The sequence below is a fragment of the Bacteriovorax stolpii genome, assembly GCF_002872415.1.
Classification (GTDB): Bacteria; Bdellovibrionota; Bacteriovoracia; order Bacteriovoracales; family Bacteriovoracaceae; genus Bacteriovorax; species Bacteriovorax stolpii.
The window spans coordinates 1,428,454-1,446,242 of sequence record NZ_CP025704.1; the positions used below are offsets into that span (position 1 = coordinate 1,428,454).

A 17,789-nucleotide genomic window follows, 5' to 3' on the forward strand; every position below is an offset into this window, starting at 1 on the left:
AGAGATGGTTTTATTTTAATGCAAAATGCAACCTATCAAAAGATGGAAATAATTTAGTAGCAAATTGAAACGCTCGGGAATTAGCGTTTTAAACTGGCCTGGCAAAGCTTTGGATCAAAAGGCAGGGCCAGTGAGTGGTGAAAGTCAGGGCTATCGATCCCCCAACGGATCTTAAACATGTCAAAAACGTTGGTCAGGCTTTCTTCCTTAACTCTTGAAGTGATCAATGTGTAAGAAGTGAGATTTGTATTAAGTGGAAGGTGGAACTGAGCTTCCCCTCCACATTGCATGATGAGTGGATCTTTATCATTGAAGTCGCATTTTTCAATCGGCCATGAAACCAAAACTTCTTGATCAAGACTTGAAAGCTCTTCTTCAGCTATCTTAATAACAGGCAAAGTAAGTTTCGTGACAACGCCTTCATATAAAGGAAAGTCATCAGCGCCCATTAAGTTGTTATATCTTAAATAGAGTCTGTCTTTACTACTATAAAATGAGATGGCCACTTTTCCACGGTTGCCTGAACAAAAAGCACGGTACTCTAAAGCATGTGAAGTGTTGATTAGGAATACAAATAATAGTGATAGGAATTTCATTTTTACTCTCACATGAGATAGATCATATTTCGAACAGTTCTTAAAATACATCCATTTCTCAAAATCTTCACTCTATAATCTCTAACTAAAGCTTACCTCTAATTTATTTAAGTTTAGCTTCATTTTTTATTCCAATATTAATTATTCATTTTTTATTCCGAACTGAATCGCAATCATGAAATTTTTTTGAGAGGAAAAAATGAAGAAATGGAGTTTAAGTCAGAAAGTTTATTTCGTCATATTCATTATGGCGATGGGCCTTTGTTCGGTTTCCGTTATTGGCATTTATCAGATGGCCAATATCAATAGAATCCTTGAGACGATCACTCAGGATCGTGTAGCAAACTTAGTGCGCACCCATAATATCATGAATCACTTTTATATTCAGATCATCAATGAGAGAAATTACGTTCTTCACGAAACTGTAGAAGCGAGGGCCATCAATAAAGGTTACATCACTAAAAGACATGAAGAAATGAAAGAGATGATTGAGGCCCGCGCGAAAGTCTCTAGTCCTGAAGGTCTTAAGAACCTGATGGAGTTTAAAGATGTGTATGCGAAGTGGACAACGTTTAACGAGCAAATTCAAAAGTTAGCAGATGAAGGAAAGTCTAAAGAGGCCGCGGTCTTAATTAGTGAAACAGGAAGAAAGCTTCGCCTTGAAGGGGAAGAAATTCTAAACCATATGAATGAGCGTGATACTAAGAGAATGGATGATGAAACGGCACTGGCCAATAAAGCTTATGCTGAAGCGAAGTTAATGGTTGGAACGGCCAGCCTTGTGGCCCTGATTCTTGGTTTAACACTGGCGATTTTTACTTTAAAATCGGTCACGAGAGCAATTGATGAAGTGATTGGAAGCCTTTCTGAAAATTCAAGCCAGGTGACTTCAGCAGCAGGACAAATTGCCGCTTCTTCTGAAGAGCTTTCACAGGCCGTGACCGAACAAGCAGCATCTCTGGAAGAAACGGCAGCTTCGATTGAAGAAATGAGCTCAATGGTACAAAAAAATGCCAGCAATGCTCAGGAAGCAACAGATCTTGCCAATGGTAGCAGAGACAATGCAAACAAAGGGCAACAGGTTGTTGTGAATATGATTCACGCGATTGATGATATCAATACCAGCAACAAAAATATCATGATGCAGATTAACGAAAGTAATCAGCAGATTTCTGAAATTGTAAACGTGATTAAAGAAATTGCCACTAAAACAAAAGTCATTAATGATATCGTTTTTCAGACAAAACTTCTTTCTTTCAACGCTTCAGTAGAAGCGGCCAGAGCTGGAGAGCAAGGAAAGGGTTTTGCTGTTGTCGCTGAAGAGGTGGGAAGTCTTGCCCAGATGAGTGGGAATGCTGCTGATGAAATCTCTGTTTTATTAGATAACAGTATTCATAAAGTTGAGAGCATCGTCAGAAGCACTCAGGAAAAAGTAGAAGTTTTGATTAAAGAAGGAAGTATCAAAGTAGACACAGGAACACGCATTGCTAAAGAATGTGGTGATGTCCTGGAAGAAATTGTTGATAACACGGCGAAAGTAACAAAGATGACGGTTGAAATTTCTACTGCTTGTCAGGAACAGTCAATGGGAGTTCAGGAAATTACTCGTGCAATGAACCAGCTTGATCAGGTGACTCAGACAAATACAGCGAGCTCTGAAGAAGCGGCAAGTGCAGCTGAGCAACTATCGGCACAGGCCACTTCTCTTAAAGGTATCGTTGACCTATTAATGGTGACAATTAAGGGAGGAGACTCTACGAAGGTCGGAAGCTCTCTTCCGGTTAGGTCGCATGTGCCGAATGTTGCTAATGTTATTAGTGCTACAAGTGTTTCGAATGTTGTGAGTATTAAATCGGCACCAAAGAAAACAACACCAGCAAAGACAGTGCATACAAAGGCTGTTACTAAAACTCCACCTCCAACTGTCTCTAAGAAAGCTGCTGGTTCTTCTGTGATTCCATCTGGTAATGATCCGCGCTTTGAAGATGTTTAAAGCGCGCCCTACGACAAAACCTTCTCCTCTCATCCAGGAGAAGGTTCTTTTTTAACTTTTTAGATTTTGATTTACGCGTTTGATGTCGGCCACAACCCAAAGAAGATCTCCTGCTTTTAAGATCATTCCTGAGTCTGGATTGAGAAAGCGTTTACCATCTCTTTCAACACCGACAATGAGACCTTCAATTTTTTCTCTCAGGCCACATTCGCGGATCGATTTTTCAATGTATGTTGAGTGTTTGGATAATGTAAAGCTCTCCAGTCCATAACTAGCATGTTCTGGAACCTCTGCATGAAAATCTTCAGCTTCAATCACTCGTTTAGCTTCGGTGAGTTCAGTGTCTGTTCCGATCAGGAAAACTTTATCAAAAGGCATCAGAAGTGTGTCTCTTCCAGGTGCCATAATTTTTCTGTGGCCTCTTTCAATTAAAGCGATCGTGACACCAAATTTTTCCTTAAGCTCTGATTCCTGGAGAGTTTTCCCAATAATAATTGAATTAGGTGAAACGACGAACTCCGACATGACTGCATCCCATGGGGCCAGGACAGGTTTTGTTTTCTGCAGGGCCAGCTCTTCTCGTTCTTTTTCATTTAAGTTGTACATGAAACGTTCTTCAATAGAGTGGTAGAAAGGTTCAATGAAATTTCTAAAGACAATCGCTGCACCTACAATGACCAGGAAAGCAAAAAGGTATGAACTGTGCATCGTCGTAAAACGACTGATGAGTCCCAACACTAAAATGATTCCCAAAATCACACGGGTAATAGTAACACCAACCAGAAGGTTTCTTAGCTTGGCCACATCAGTTGAGCTGCTTAGAGAAGACTGAGCAGGGGCCCCAAAGATAATCGCCCATAAAAAAGGCGCGGAAAGAATAATGGCAATGATGGCACCGATACCAGGAATATCTCGAGAGTATGTGGTTAAATCAAAAACGTAGTTAAGAATAATCTGCTCTGTAAAAAGAGCAATCCCTACAACGATGGTCACATTGAGAAGAATGCGAATCCCGTAGGCGCGCCAAAGCAGACCGTAAACTCCCACTTCACTTTTGTGAGCAAAAGTCGTCTCGTAATGAGTGAGCTGGTCTTTAAGCCCTTGAGGCAGGCGTCCGCTGATCATTTCATAAAGAGCATTTGAATTTTTGATTAAGTAGGGGGTCGTAAATGTGGTAATCGCTGAAACGGCCACAGCAATAGGGTAGAGAAACTCGCTGGTCACTTTCAGAGTCAGACCAAGAGTCGCGATGATGAAAGAAAATTCCCCGATCTGCGCTAAGCTGAGACCGGCGTGCATTGAAGTCTTAAGCGACTGTCCTGAAAGAAGCGCACCTACTGTTGTACTTAAAATTTTTCCAACGATCGTGACAGCTGTGATCAGTAAAATGATATCCGCATATTGGTAGAGAGAGTTCGGGTTGATCATCATTCCGACTGAAACGAAGAAGACGGCGGAAAAAAGATCTTTGATTGGATTAATCAAATGTTCAATATTTTTTCCTTCTTTAGTCTCCGCTAAAATTGACCCCATGATAAAGGCCCCAAGGGGAGCAGAGAAGCCCACGTTTGTCGCTACGATAACCATCGTTAAGCAAAGTGCAAGGGCAAGAACGACTGTTGTTTCCGGAGTTAAAAGTTTTCTAATGGCATTGAGCAGATTCGGGATAACGTAAATCCCGACCAGAAACCATAATGTTAAAAAGAAGCCGAGCTTGAAAGTGGCCGTGGCGAGCTCTGAGCCAGAAAGAGTGTTGGAGACTGCGACCGTGGTAAGTAAAACGAGAAGCAAAATAGCAATCAAGTCTTCTACAATCAGAATCCCAAAAACCAGGGAGACGAATTTTTTTCCTTTAAGCCCTAGTTCATCAAAGGCACGCACGATAATGGTTGTTGAAGAGATGGAAAGAATTCCACCAAGGTAAAGACTGTCGATGCTATTCCAACCGATCATCTTTCCGGTTAAAAAACCAATTCCCAACATAAAGGCCGCTTCAACAAATGCGGTGATCCCCGCACTCTTTCCTACGCGCGAGAGTTTTTTAAAGCTGAATTCAAGCCCCAGACCAAAGAGCAGGAAGATAACCCCGATCTCGGCCCAGATGTGGACTGATTGAGTGTCCTGAACGTGGATAAAGAAGGGGAAGTTTGGCCCCAGAAAAAAACCGGCGATTAAATACCCCAGAACAACTGGTTGGCGGAGGCGTTTAAATAATAGGGTAACGAATGCAGCAGTAATGAGGATAAAACCGAGGTCGCGAATCAGATCAGGTAAGTGGGCCATAGGTGTCTTGGTTAAAGATGAATAATAACGAAAATTCTCAATAAAAACGCTACATGAGACAGGCGTTTTTTTCAATACCTAGTGAGTTGAAAAAGAGGATGTTAAATGCGTCAGAGGAAAAGCTGATGAAGATAAGAAAAATCTTATCTTCATCAAAGCTGCGAGTATTATCTTTGTGGGCAACGTCCCTGAGCTTTACAGTCCAGTAGTCGGCCTCTTAGTTCCATTAATTCTTTGAAGTTCAAACTTAGTTCAAAATCAAAACCTTGATTCATCCCACCAGCTTGAGAAATAGTGAAGAATTTCTGGATGCGTTTAAATTGATCTTTTGAGTAGCGCTTTCCATCTTTGTCTTCGATGATGATGCTGCGGTTAAGGTAAGTTAAAAAACGCATGCGCTGTTCTTTGGCCTTTTTTAGTGCCCCGTTAAAGCTCTTCCAGCATTTCACTTCGGCCACAGCTTCAACCTGGTTTGTATTTTTGTCGATCACAACGACATCGAGTTCGCCGATTGTTGTTTTTTTGTCGTCGTAACGGATGCTGTTGATGATGTCATAGTTTGCAGAAGGGTAAATTGATTCTACTTCTCTGACTGCCACTCGCTCACAAACCATACCTTGAGGTTCAAAGTCTACTTTGTCGCGTGCCAGGACATTGAAGTATTCCTCAACGCCTTTTGAGGCAACCGGGGTCTTCGCCTGAAGCTGTGAAGTTAGTAAAAGAGCACAAAAAAGTGTAGATTTAATTAAGATTTTCATAGGTTAGGCTTCTAGCGAAATTACATACCGCTTGGCAATTAAATTCTTTTCCATTAATAGAAATCTAACATGTTAATGACAATTTTATTGGCCTTTTATTTAGTTCCAGGCAGTGCTCAGGAAATGGGTGCGCCCGCAATGGATATTAAAAATATCCACGGCAAATACGCGCGCACTCAGGTGCTTTCGCTTGCTGATTTTAGAAATAAAGTGATTGGACTCATCTATGATGAAAAGACTAAAGCAACTTGCACAGGAGTCTTGATTGGACCTCGCCATGTGCTCACGGCCGCTCACTGTGTTTACAATTTTAAAACGAAAGAGTGGAGTGAAGGACTTCTTTTTACGGCGGGAAAACTTTCTAAAAACGATCCGGGACTTGGCTCATCAACTTACCAGCGTTTTTTTATTCAGAAAGAATATATTGAAACGATGAAAGAGGAATTCGACTTTGCATTAGTTGAACTGGAAGAAAATCTTGGTGATAAAATTGGCTGGGCCGGTTTTAGGTCTTTGACTAAAGAAGAAATGGTTGAAGGAAAAACGGCACCGATTACTTTTGCCGGCTACCCTGGTGATAAAGAGTTTGGCACTCAATGGAGCGTGACGTGCCCTGGAGTCGTGGCCGGAAATCTTCTTAGTTATTTCTGTGATTCATATGGTGGAATGTCAGGGAGTGCACTCTTTAGACAAAACGATTCACAAAACTATGTCATTGGTGTTCATACTTTTGGTGGTCCGGAAAAAAATGGTGGTGTGTACATTAATTCCAAGAATTACACACTGATTAATGCCTGGAAAAATTTTGACCGTTACTCTGACAATACTGTTGTTCATTCTTTTGCCAAATAAAAAACAATCTGATTTGATAGTGAAATGAAAAACATAAACCTGATGTTGTTTCTGACATTATCCCTGACATTTTTTTCATGTGCTCAAACGACAGACTGGAGAACGGCGACGAAAGAAAGTGCTAAGATCGCTCCACTTCCTAGTGTTGAAAAAGAAGCTGTTGTTCAAGTTTACGCTGCTAAAACAGTAAGCTGGAGAGGATACTTCAGTGTGCACAGCTGGGTTGTCACCAAAGAAAAAAATGCACCTGAATACACAACTTACCATGTGATTGGCTGGAGGGCCCAGCGCGGTCTTCCGGTTATCAGAGTGGAAAAAGACATTCCTGACCGCCATTGGTTTGGAGCGAGACCAGAATTGATTGCCAGTTATATTGGGCCAAAAGCAGAGGCCATGATTCCAGAAGTGGAAGCTGCTGTTAAAAGTTATCCTTATGCTGAACAATACCGTGCATGGCCTGGGCCCAACAGCAATACATTCGTCTCGCACATTATTCGTTCAACTAAAGGCATGACGGTGGAACTTCCTTCTAATGCCATTGGGAAAGACTGGATCTATAAAGGCCAGCCTCTGGGATGGTCAGAGACAAAAACTGGAATTCAATTTTCTATTGTCGGCGCTCTTGGTTTTACTTTAGGTCTTGGCGAAGGAGTTGAAGTCAATGTGCTTGGACTTTCTTTTGGTTTAGATTTTTTACGTCCTGCTCTTAAACTTCCTTTAGTAGGCAGAGTGGGGATGGATGATAAACCAGTCTTTGATTAATTTTAAAAAAATCTTTATAATTAAAAAATCTTTTTTCGAAGGAGTGGAAATGAAAAAAATATTAAGTTTAGTTATGCTTCTTGCAATGCTGGTTTCTTGTTCAGCAATTGAGAACGCAACTGAAAAATGGAAGACACCAGAAACTCCAAATGCTGGTTTATCAGAAGGTGAAAAATCTAATTACCTGGGGCGCGAAGCAGTCCAAGACGACAGAGGCAAAATCCCAACGAAGCCTGCAGCTAAGAAACCGGCCAAAAAAACTGCCAAGCCTAAAACGACTAAATAAGTAGAATATTAGGATTAAAGAGAGCAAAGTGATTGTTTTTACGTTCGACGTATGGTGATCATCTTTGCTCTACTACCGAAAAATCTCATTCGTCTCTATAATTAATAAGAATTACGGGCCCTAAATCCAGGTTAATTTATGAAGACGTTTTTACTCCTCCTTCCAATGGTTTTGAGTACTGCATTTGCAGCTCCTCAATCAAAAGTAATCTCCACTAAAGACCTTGAAAAAATCGAGACCGAAGTGCAAAGCAAACTGCAGTCTAGTCTGGTTGATGACAAGAAAAAATTTTTCGTCAATTTGCTTGCGGGAAGAGAGTTGTATCAATACCGCTTCTATGACAAATCAAAAAAGTATTACCAGGATGCGATTAAGTTAAACGTTAAAGAAAACAAAGCAGAAGCTTATATCAATTTGATGGCCATTGCGTTGAATGACAAAGATCAGGCGGAGCTTAAGGCAGGGTATGAAGCAGCCAAAAAATACTTTGCAGACAACAGTAAATATAAAACACAGGATATTGAATACTACCTGAGTGCTATTGAAAAAAGTCTCAGTGGAAAAGGTGAGGTGCCTGGCTTCTATGGTTATTTTGCAGAAGAGAGCAACTTGATTGAATTGATTAAAAATAAAGAATTTGAAAAGGGGTTGAGTGCGATTAACCCGGATGCCATTAAACAAAGCCAGGATAGTTTTAATATCATTGCCTACGACACACTTAACGTCGCAGTTAATAAAAAAAATGTTAAAGAGCTTTATTGTGCACCCGAATATAAAAAATATCCTAATGCTTACACCTACAGCATTATCTTGTGCGGGCTCTTGAGCGATTATTTAAAACAGGGCAAGTTCGATCAAAAGAAACTCGCTCGCGCTCAAACGTACTTTAAAGAAGAAAACCAGGAGAAAAAATACCTGTTAGAAGCAGTGGAGGGCATTAAATAATGAAAAAGAACATATGCCTTATGCTTTTAATTGTACTTTTTACTTCTTGTGAATCTCAACTTGGGACAGCGGTTAGTTCAGCGTTTACCAATCTTTTTACCGGTAAAGGCTTCGGCAGCTCAAGCAGTGATGAGATGTATGATGAGCTCAAAGAAAAAGAGCGAATGAGCAAGGAGACTTCTTATATCAGTGGCAGTGGTGCTTGCGTGAGTGGAGCAGAAGATGCCCTGGTTATGGTTTTAGATAAGACTGCCAATCAATTTTCTAAGATTAAAGATAAGCTTTGTTCATGTAAGGCCTGGGGGACTTGTGACAACAAGTCTTGTTCGTGTGAAAAACTCTGTCCAGAAGGATTTGATATTTTAGACCGTGGTGTGGACAACGATGCACCGGAAAACTCACTCTCTTTTAATAACGGTGATACGGCCTTTTACAAAAAAGACAGTGGATATACAGGGTATTGCTGGGGGCATGCAGTGGTTACCCAACGCTTTAACCGTCTGGCGACTTTTAATGCCAACTATAAGAAGCCATTTGCCGAAGAAGATGAAAAATCCGCGCGAATAAGAAATTACCAATACATCATTGATAAGATCAACAATAATGAGCCTGTTGAGATTATGGGATTTAAAAACCTAAAAGAATTCTCAAGTGATCCCGAAGTAAAAGATCTCCTGCAGGAATCAGTGAAGAAAAACTGGGGCGAAAATGCTATGAGTATGCAGGGGCTCACTATGGTGACCAGCACGCGTTCTCAAGGCGAAGAGTATTACAGCAAATTGTTTGATGATATTGAGTACCGCTTAGGTAAGCATCAAGAACCGACTATTGTTTTAAATCAGCTTGGTGAAGGATCGACTGCTCATGCTTTCTTGATTAGCGGAAGCGGAATTGATCAAACCACTGGTGAGCGCTACCTGTGCGCTCGCGATAATAATTTCTCTGCTGAAAAGATTACAAATTGCCAGAAAAAACTTTATTTAACCAAAGAGGGGACTCTCGAGTATCACATGATACCCGGGATGCCCCCGAAAGCGATTGGTAATATGAAGGTGTCTTACACTGAAAACAGCAACACTGTTGAGCAGGTTAAGAATTTAAAAGAGCATTGCATGGGCGTTAAGGGATGCAGAGGTCCCTTGGGCAATGAATACTCAACCGGCCATTAGTCTTACAGGTTTTTGTTAGCAAAATCCCAATTCACTAACGCCCAAAATGCATTAATAAATTTTGGGCGCTCATTTCGATAATCGATGTAATAAGCATGTTCCCAAATATCTACAGTGATTAAAGGTTTGTGACCTGTTGTGATTGGAGTCTGGGCATTGCTTGTGTTCACAACTTCCAGCTCTCCTGCCTTATTTAGAGCAAGCCAAGTCCATCCTGCACCGAAATTAGAAACCGCAGACTTTGTGAAAGCTTCCTTGAAGGCCTCAAACGATCCCCATTTTTTTGTGATCAGTTCTGCCACTTTTCCAGTCGCTTCACCGCCTCCGTTTGGAGAAAGAGAATTCCAGAAGAATGTGTGGTTCCAGATTTGAGCAGCATTGTTAAATACCGGCCCTTCAGAACTCAGGATGATTTCTTCAAGAGTCATCTTCTCAAATTTTGTTTCTTTGATTAAGTTGTTTAAGTTTGTCACGTAAGCATTGTGGTGTTTACCGTAGTGGTAATTAAGAGTTTCCTCAGACATGTGAGGGGCAAGTGCCATTTTTGCATATGGTAGTTCTGGTAGTGTAAATGACATAGATTTCTCCTTGATTAGTCCTAAGCCTAATTTAAACCTATAGCTCGCTAAACTCAGCCAATTGTTAACTTATTAGATCTTTGCTAAAATAATAACAAGGCGGATATTATATGGACAAAGAGTTTGAGTTACTTTCGCATAACCTGGCACATAACTTACTGGAACTAAGACAGAGGAGAAACCTGACTCAGGAGGCCCTGGCAAAATTAGTGGGAGTGCCCCGTTCAACTATTGCCAATCTCGAATCGGGAGTGGGAAATCCTTCACTTACCAACCTGGCGCGTTTATCTGCGGCTTTGCATATTCCCATTGAGAAACTGCTTACACCTCAAGACATTGTCTGCAAACTTATTCCCGCTGACGAAGTGACTGTTCAGACCAGAAGTCAGGGGGCAGTGCTTATTTATAAACTTCTTCCAGATGCTCTTCCCAATATGGACATCGACCGCATTGAGATTGAACCTGGCGCTCAGATGAAGGGGACACCACATCCTTCGGGAACAAAGGAATATTTTCATTGTATTCAAGGTGAGATGACGGTGAATGTTTTAGGCAACACTTATGTTGTTAAGAAGGGTGATGTGCTGGCCTTTCCTGGTGAAGTTAATCATGTGTATGTGAATAAAGGAAAGGGAGTGGCGATTGGAATGAGTGTAGTTGTTTTAACTCCTCTTGGAGCTTAATCACTAAGACTGCCCCACTTTAGTGGGGCATAAAAAATTATTTCATGAAATGATCAATAGAGAATTTGCCTGCTCCACGAGTTGCGAAGATCAGAGAAATACCAAAGTATAAAAGAGAAAGTTCTTTAACGTCCCATGGGTCAGCAAGGTGAGCTCCAAAAGCGGCAACAAGCATAGTGAAGGCCATAAAAAGTGCCGCTGGTCTGGTCATAAACCCAACAGCTAAGAAAATCCCACCAAGAAGTTCAGCAAGAGCAGCGGCCCAAGCAAAAAGAACAGGCATCGGGAATCCTAAGGCCTGCACGCCACCGATAAGTTTGTCACCCGGAGGCATTTTTCCAAAACCATGAAGCGAGGCCATCAGTAGCCCGGCAATCACCCTAAGAACAAGTAGCGAAGTTTCATTTAAGAGTGAACTCTCTGGTGTTGTTTTGAATAACAATTTTTTGATCATCAATGTCTCCTGTGGAATTTTTTGTGAAATGCTTTTAAAATAGGCTAACAGCAAAAAGGAAAATTACCAATGAAAAAGGCCATCTTAATTCACAATCCACGCTGCTCAAAATCCAGAGGAGCAAAAGAAATCTTGGAAGAGCAAGGTATAGAGTTTGATACTATTGATTATTTAAAAGATGGACTCAAAGAAAAACTTCTCTCACATTTACCAAGCCTATTGGGCCTTACTTATAAAGAAATGGTGAGAGAAAAAGAAGATGTTTATAAAGAGCTTGGTCTCTCAAATAAAAATCCTTCTGATAAAGAATGGATTCAAATTTTAATGAAACATCCGATCTTAATCGAGCGACCGATCTTTATTTATGGTGAGAGAGCAGTGGTCGCCAGGCCTTCAGAGTTAGTGACGTCGATTCTTTAAACGCCTTACACGCTCTGGTGTCGCTCTGGCACTGGGGCCAATACAACATTCTGAGATTTATCTTGTCTCGATGAATTTTTGTTTACTTGACGCGAGTCAAACGCTGAACAAAAATGGCATACCAATTGCCTCTACTACTCTTGTTAAAAATCCAAAGTAGTCAAAGGGGGACGAAATGATATCAACAGCACGCACGCTGCTTGTGATGGTTATGATGCTGGTTATGAGCATCGCTCACGCAGAAACTTCAAAGACAATTAACTTCGAAAACCAAAGAGAAGAAATTTTCGATCTGGAAAACTGGCTAAAAGAAACTCGTTACAAGACAGAGACAGTAGATTCAACTTGCTATCGTAGCGAAGCTTATACTGAGTATGTTTGCCGTGATGTCACTAGATACCGTCAACAATGTGAAACGATTCCTGGCCACCAGGAATGTAGAACTGTTTACGACAGAGTTTGTAGAACTGAAAATCGTTATGAAAATGAATGTAGAACAGTTCCAGGTGAACAGCAGTGCCGCGTGGTTGTTCGTTATAGACAAGAATGTACAACTTCAGGTGGTGGACAACAGTGCCATACAATTCCTGGAGAGGTTCAGTGCCGTGTAGTTAACGGAGAGAACCGTTGTACAAAAATCCCACCAAGAGAAGTTTGTGAATCAAGACCAGGTCAACAGCAATGTCGTCAGGTTCCTTACGAAGAAAGAGAGTGTTCTGCTGGTCCTTCTCGTCAGGAATGCCGTCAAGTAAACCGCCCACACGAAGTGTGTGAGAACCGTTCACGTCAGCAGTGTGACTGGGTACCAGCTGAACAAGTTTGTCGTCAGGTTCCATACACAGAAAACGTTTGTGGAAACGAAACTCTATACAGACAAGTTCCATACGCTTGTAAAAAAGACGTTCAGGTTCCATACGAAGTGACATTAAAAACTCACCAGGCAAACGTACAGGTTCTTTTTGATGCTAAAGGTGCTGACCTTGCTTCTCAATACACAGTTAACCTAAGCACAAAAGGGGATTTGGAAATCCTTGGAAAAGAAATTGCCGGATCAAAAGCTGTGGCCTTTGTTAAAAGAGATGTGAAAAACGAAGCACAAGCAGACCTGAACTCTATTAAAGCGGTTTACAAAGTAGCTCTTTATAACAAAGCCGACCTTTTCTCTGTAAACGAAAAAGGGATCTCTAATGTTGATCTTGGAAAGCGTTCACTATCGTTTGTTGTAAACGGTAAATTCGATCAGGCGAGATCAACTCTTCAGGTTAAGATCGCCAAGAAAGATGACGTAAAATTTGAAAAGACTTTAAAACCGTCTCAATTCAAAACGAAGTTTGACGGAGCAGTCACAAGAGTAGACATCGACCTTGAAAGCCTGGGAGCTCCAAAGTTAGGTGGACTATTCACTAAAAAGCACCAGGTCACTCTGAAATTAAAAATGGATTATAGTGATGTTGGAGACGTTCTTCTTCCTAAGTTAGGTGAGCTAGCTGTCGGCACAAGTGTCGAAGCAGAAGCTGACTAAAAAAGAGACATCTCTTTCCTTGTATAAGAAGGGTCCGCTTGCGGGCCCTTTTTTATTCTGATTGGAACATCCATTCAGGCTAATTCAAAAATATGGTTTGGTATGAGACAAAAAAAACATCAGCGAAAGAGGGACTTAAACAAATTTATCTCTCAAGATGTTTTCTGCTCACACCGAATCTGTGGCCATGGAAAATAATTTCGCAAAATTTTTAGCTGGCACATTGGAGTTTCAAAATAGTTCGATAGTCAAAGTAAGAGTTGGCCTTAAAAAGGTCTATGAGCTTCACTTCCTGGCCATTAACCTGGGGAGAAAGTGTGATTCACTTATGAGGAACATTAATTACACAAAAGGCCGCGAGGTCGGAGTCGATCATTTTTCGTTTCAGCTGGATTCGCTTAACGCTTCAGTCGTCAATATTCAGGAGAAGCTCAAAGGGCATGAATCCGAGATGAATAAGTATATCGAAGCTTTTCAGCGCTACAATGTAAAAATCGAGGCAAGGATCACAGAAGAGGCGGCCACAAGACCGTCAGTTCTAATGATGAATGTCCGCAAAAAAAACGAAGAGTTTATGAGTTTAAGCCAGAATTACCTGATGACGATTCAATCCTCTTATCATGAACTCAATAAGGCCTCCGCCTTAGTTGATCAGATTAAAAACAAAGAGAACATCTCACTTAGAAAAAGAATGTGCGGATGATTACTTAAGTGACTTCCAGTTGCGAATTAAGTTTCTTAGGGCCTCTGGTTTATTTTTTGGCTCAGGCAATTTGTTGTGAGTGGTTGAGTTGATCCCGTGGCAAGAAGCACACGTTCTAATTTCTCCTGGAGCAAAACTCACCCAAACGCGCTCGCGCACGACTGGTTTTCCGTTTGGATCCACCAGCTGCCATGAAAGGGCCCTTCCTGCAGGAACAAAAGCGGCCATCGATCCATCAAGACCTAATTCCACTTTCCCTTTATCGCTATAGAATTTTTCAATGTCCGGGTGATGTTCATTATTTCTCACCGGACGAGAGTAGACTCTGCGGCCATCTTGTTTTTCATAACTGCGGGTTAGTTCACCCTGAAAGATTTGAAGTTTTGAAATGTCGTAAACTTTTCCTTGGGCCGGAATGTTTTCGGCACCGCCAGGGATGCGCAGGTTAAATGGCTGACTGACATCGGCCTTATCTCTCATCGTGACATTGCGGGAAACGATCAGGGCCAGTTTTTTTTCTTTAAGCCAGTTTTGTAACTCAACTTCATCAACACCTTCTTCAGTGAGCACGGCCTTTTCAATGGGGTCAGTGGCCATGAGTGGAGTGCTTGAAGGGCGTGGGCGAGGGCGCACTTCGACGGCGTCAGTTTCATTTAAGAGGCCTACATACTCTTTTGGAGTTTCAGCATCCGTCCACCAGCGCACGTGTTTAACAATTCCTTCCGTCAGTGGATTGCCGGCAATCATATCGGTATCAAAAGGATTAGGGATCATTTTTTTAAGCCTGAAAATAAAACGCGGTCTGGTTGTTCCAGGGTCCGTTGAATCGTCTTCGTTGAGGCGGTATTCATTGGTATGGGCCACTAGAATACTTCTATCGGCAAGCCTTACAGGATTGCGGTAGTGCCCGGTCATTGTTGGAAGCCTCTCACTTGCTCTTTCTGGAAAGTAATCCAGCGTCGCATTCGTGTAATCAGTCATGATGACATCTTCCGGATTTTTTCCCGGGGGCAGATTAAACTCAACGATGCGACCGGCAGCTTCGCGACCGAATTCCAGTGCATATGTTCCTAAATAGGTTCCAGGATTGTCCTGGTCTTCTTTTAATTGAAAGATCCCCGCATTGCCGGCAATCGTGTCACGCATTTTTTTATTCACGCCCTCTCGGGGCAAAAACTCGCTTAGGTTGGGGTCATCAAGAAAAACGGGAGGCATATAAGAGCCACCAAACTCATGTCTTCCGGCATGATTAATAGTCTCTTCATTTGATCCATCTTCATTCACTTGCCAGATAAAAAACTGGTTAAAGTTATTGATTGATTCATTAGGGTCTTTGGTTGGGTCTTTAATCGAGCGAGCTTCAGGGAAGAGTTCATAAAGGACTCCGCGCTTGTCCGCCAGGTATTTTCCATTTTCATCAAGTTCCGGGAATTTTGTTCTTACAGCACTTGAAGTTTCATCGGGAAAATCAAAAGCTCGGTAACTGCCTTTTTCATAGCGGTCGGCATCGGCCTGCTGGTCTCTTTTTAAGTGATCCCACTTGGTAAAGATGACTCTGCCAAAACTATCGAGAGAGAGATCGTAAGCACCACTTGGTGCGTGTTCAATCATGGAAAGTTTTTTTGTCTCCAGATTGATTTTCCAAATCCCGGTGTTGGAAGGAGTCGATTCATACTCATCCAGTTGGGGGTAGGTATGTTTCATATCGTAGAGAGGAGCATCTGAAACAAAAATGATATCGTCAGTGGCCCCGTAGATTGGAGAGAGGTTGTTGTAATTTGGAGACTGATAAGGGATTTTTTTGATAATAACTTTATCATCTTCATTAAGACCTGAAGCTTCGTAAATTTGCCAACGTCTTTCACTGGCACGGTCAAAGCGCTCCTTTGGTCCACCGATCAGCATGGAAAAAAGAATTTTATTCCCACTCCAGTGAACAGTTGGCTGGCGTACGGCAATGGCCTTAGCACCTGCCTGAATCTCTCCAGATTCGATTCCAAAACCTGCAGCGGCCGTCAGATTTTTTAGGTTTCCGTTAGGGTAACGAATGTAGAGGTCACCACCAGGGATTGAATCCACAATAGATGTCCCGTGGTTTCCAAAAGCGTTTAAGTGCCCTTTCATGCTCACAACCGGTACATTGGTGGTAAAGACGATGGGATGGCCCACAGACATTATTGGATAATTCTTTTCGACTTCTGGAGAAGTGTTTGAGGAAGCACTATTGTGGGAAGCGGAACATCCGGTTAGAATTAAGACAATCAATAGGAAATAGGCAGACTTTAGAGCGCTCATTACACTTGTTTTATAACTTGGAATGAGGTGCTTTGGAAAGTCAGAATGCACTTTATTGCATCGAGGAAAACAATTATGGGTGATTACTTTAAGGGGCCTGAACGTTTGGAAGTCTTTTCAATAACCGGAGCTCCTATGAGAATGGGGGAGCCTCGCAGCCTGGAGGTCCCTGACTATCAAGTGTTAAAGAACCTTATTGCTCAAGGGGAAAAGGATAAAGCAATAGCTTACTTGAGTGCTTTTCATGCCCAGAATTCAGGAATGTTGAGTCTTTTAAACGATTGGTGTGTGGCCCAGGTAAAACTTTGCGCTGAACTTTTAGATGCAACAAAGGAAAAAAACCTTCGTCCAGAGGCTATGAAAGAATTTAACATTTTAATTGATAAAATGGCCTTAGAGTATCACTCTGCTGAAGATAAAGCAGTACTGGATTTTATCAGGAAATATATTACGGCCGAGACGATTCTTTTTTTAGATGGCCAAAAAATTCTTGAGGGTCTCAATCAAAAAAAAGATGCTTTAGTATTGGCCATCACTGCTGGAGATAAAAATAAGGCCATTATTGATGTCGATCATTATCATCACCACGATTTGATTTGCCATGATTCTTTGATCACATTTATCTACTCATACCCAACGACTGTAATGAAACATTACGGAGAGAAAATGGGCATGGATATTTCGAATGAAAGTATTTTGCGCAACCCGATTTGGAATGGGATGTGGGAGCTGACAAAAGTTTTAACTCCACTCGATTTGGCCGCCTTTTTAGCAGAACATTTGAGGTTTCACTTCTCTGGCCCCGCTCGTCAGGGACAAACAATTATTAAAGAAGATGACAAAAAAATTAATCTGATCTTTGATCCATGTGGCTCTGGTGGAGCGCTTAGAAGAAGACTGGGTGATGACATCGTCAATTTTAAAGAAAAGCATCAGCTGGGTTGGAATAAGTGTGGCGAAGTGAATATGTACTGCTCACATTGTGCGATTAATGAAAAGCATTCAATAGATCTTTTTGGTTATCCTAAACTGGTTGTAGAGTTTCAGGCCGATCCTGCTAAACCATGTGGATGGACTATTTATAAAAATAAAGAAGATATTCCGGCAGAAGTTTATGAACGACTGGGTTTAAAAAAGTGAATTATCTTTCACCAAAAAATGATCAGTGCTTATTGCGCATTTATGTCCAACCTGGGGCCAGCAGAAACGAAATATCTGGTCTCTATGGAGAACCACCCCGCTTAAAGGTTAAGATTAAAGCGCCTCCAGTAGATGGCGAGGCCAATAAAGAAGTACTGGTCTTTTTTGCAAAATTATTGGGAGTTAGTAAAAGTAGAATCGAGCTTGAAAGAGGTGAGACTTCACGACAGAAGGACTTACTTATTGACCTGCAGGTGGATGAAGTAAAAAGGTTATTGTCTTTAGAAGATTAGAAAAAGGTTAATTGCTTGAAAAAAGGCAAAAAAAAACCTCGTGGGTTAAACGAGGTT

Annotated in this window: 18 protein-coding genes; 12 read left to right on the plus strand and 6 right to left on the minus strand. The window is 41.5% G+C overall.

The features are described 5' to 3' along the window. Positions 1-80: 80 nt before the first annotated feature. Entirely contained in the window at positions 81-596 is a 516-nt protein-coding gene (locus C0V70_RS07140; protein WP_133566760.1) for a hypothetical protein, read from the minus strand. A 199-nt stretch (positions 597-795) separates the two neighbouring features. Here C0V70_RS07140 and C0V70_RS07145 point away from each other — a divergent pair, with 199 nt between their 5' ends. Next, complete coding sequence (locus tag C0V70_RS07145) at positions 796-2,589, plus strand: HAMP domain-containing methyl-accepting chemotaxis protein (RefSeq protein WP_102243178.1); 1,794 nt, start codon at positions 796-798, stop codon at positions 2,587-2,589. A 51-nt stretch (positions 2,590-2,640) separates the two neighbouring features. On the opposite strand, the gene C0V70_RS07150 is transcribed toward C0V70_RS07145, so the two are convergent. After that, positions 2,641-4,872: a monovalent cation:proton antiporter family protein gene (locus tag C0V70_RS07150; RefSeq protein ID WP_102243179.1), complete on the minus strand. Its 2,232-nt coding sequence runs from the start codon at positions 4,870-4,872 to the stop codon at positions 2,641-2,643. Positions 4,873-5,039: 167 nt separating this feature from the next. Further along, entirely contained in the window at positions 5,040-5,630 is a 591-nt protein-coding gene (locus C0V70_RS07155) for a hypothetical protein (protein WP_102243180.1), read from the minus strand. A gap of 69 nt (positions 5,631-5,699) precedes the next feature. On the opposite strand from C0V70_RS07155, the gene C0V70_RS07160 reads away from it, so the two are divergent. From C0V70_RS07160 to C0V70_RS07180, 5 genes are all read left to right on the plus strand, one after another. After that, positions 5,700-6,482, plus strand: a complete 783-nt coding sequence (locus C0V70_RS07160; protein ID WP_102243181.1) for a trypsin-like serine peptidase — start codon at positions 5,700-5,702, stop codon at positions 6,480-6,482. Between the two features lie 24 nt (positions 6,483-6,506). After that, positions 6,507-7,244 (plus strand): DUF3750 domain-containing protein, encoded by a 738-nt coding sequence (locus tag C0V70_RS07165; RefSeq protein WP_102243182.1) that lies wholly within the window; start codon positions 6,507-6,509, stop codon positions 7,242-7,244. Between the two features lie 49 nt (positions 7,245-7,293). Then, positions 7,294-7,530, plus strand: coding sequence for a hypothetical protein (locus C0V70_RS07170; RefSeq protein ID WP_133566761.1), 237 nt, complete (start codon positions 7,294-7,296; stop codon positions 7,528-7,530). Between the two features lie 138 nt (positions 7,531-7,668). Further along, positions 7,669-8,475 (plus strand): hypothetical protein, encoded by an 807-nt coding sequence (locus C0V70_RS07175; protein ID WP_102243184.1) that lies wholly within the window; start codon positions 7,669-7,671, stop codon positions 8,473-8,475. After that, positions 8,475-9,644: a hypothetical protein gene (locus C0V70_RS07180; RefSeq protein WP_102243185.1), complete on the plus strand. Its 1,170-nt coding sequence runs from the start codon at positions 8,475-8,477 to the stop codon at positions 9,642-9,644. The genes C0V70_RS07175 and C0V70_RS07180 overlap by 1 nt, the downstream gene beginning before the upstream one ends. 2 nt (positions 9,645-9,646) lie before the next feature. On the opposite strand, the gene C0V70_RS07185 is transcribed toward C0V70_RS07180, so the two are convergent. Then, a complete protein-coding gene (locus tag C0V70_RS07185) occupies positions 9,647-10,222 on the minus strand; it encodes a superoxide dismutase (protein WP_102243186.1) in 576 nt (191 codons plus the stop codon). Positions 10,223-10,332: 110 nt separating this feature from the next. Here C0V70_RS07185 and C0V70_RS07190 point away from each other — a divergent pair, with 110 nt between their 5' ends. Then, positions 10,333-10,905 (plus strand): type II toxin-antitoxin system RelB family anti-toxin, encoded by a 573-nt coding sequence (locus C0V70_RS07190; RefSeq protein ID WP_102243187.1) that lies wholly within the window; start codon positions 10,333-10,335, stop codon positions 10,903-10,905. Between the two features lie 37 nt (positions 10,906-10,942). On the opposite strand, the gene C0V70_RS07195 is transcribed toward C0V70_RS07190, so the two are convergent. Continuing rightward, a complete protein-coding gene (locus C0V70_RS07195; protein ID WP_102243188.1) occupies positions 10,943-11,359 on the minus strand; it encodes a DoxX family protein in 417 nt (138 codons plus the stop codon). Between the two features lie 69 nt (positions 11,360-11,428). On the opposite strand from C0V70_RS07195, the gene arsC reads away from it, so the two are divergent. From arsC to C0V70_RS07210, 3 genes are all read left to right on the plus strand, one after another. Next, a complete protein-coding gene (gene arsC, locus C0V70_RS07200) occupies positions 11,429-11,779 on the plus strand; it encodes an arsenate reductase (glutaredoxin) (protein WP_102243189.1) in 351 nt (116 codons plus the stop codon). Positions 11,780-11,954: 175 nt separating this feature from the next. Beyond that, positions 11,955-13,301: a hypothetical protein gene (locus C0V70_RS07205; protein WP_102243190.1), complete on the plus strand. Its 1,347-nt coding sequence runs from the start codon at positions 11,955-11,957 to the stop codon at positions 13,299-13,301. Positions 13,302-13,488: 187 nt separating this feature from the next. Continuing rightward, complete coding sequence (locus C0V70_RS07210) at positions 13,489-14,004, plus strand: hypothetical protein (protein WP_133566762.1); 516 nt, start codon at positions 13,489-13,491, stop codon at positions 14,002-14,004. Here the strand turns inward: C0V70_RS07210 and C0V70_RS07215 are convergent, their stop codons facing one another. Beyond that, positions 14,005-16,299: an HzsA-related protein gene (locus C0V70_RS07215; RefSeq protein ID WP_133566763.1), complete on the minus strand. Its 2,295-nt coding sequence runs from the start codon at positions 16,297-16,299 to the stop codon at positions 14,005-14,007. 75 nt (positions 16,300-16,374) lie between these two features. Between C0V70_RS07215 and C0V70_RS07220 the strand changes: the two genes are divergently transcribed. Together C0V70_RS07220 and C0V70_RS07225 are read left to right on the plus strand one after the other, a co-directional pair. Continuing rightward, on the plus strand, positions 16,375-17,439 hold the full coding sequence (locus C0V70_RS07220) for a hypothetical protein (RefSeq protein ID WP_102243193.1): 1,065 nt from the start codon (positions 16,375-16,377) through the stop codon (positions 17,437-17,439). Beyond that, a complete protein-coding gene (locus C0V70_RS07225; protein WP_102243194.1) occupies positions 17,436-17,732 on the plus strand; it encodes a DUF167 domain-containing protein in 297 nt (98 codons plus the stop codon). The genes C0V70_RS07220 and C0V70_RS07225 overlap by 4 nt, the downstream gene beginning before the upstream one ends. The last annotated feature ends 57 nt before the right edge of the window (positions 17,733-17,789 follow it).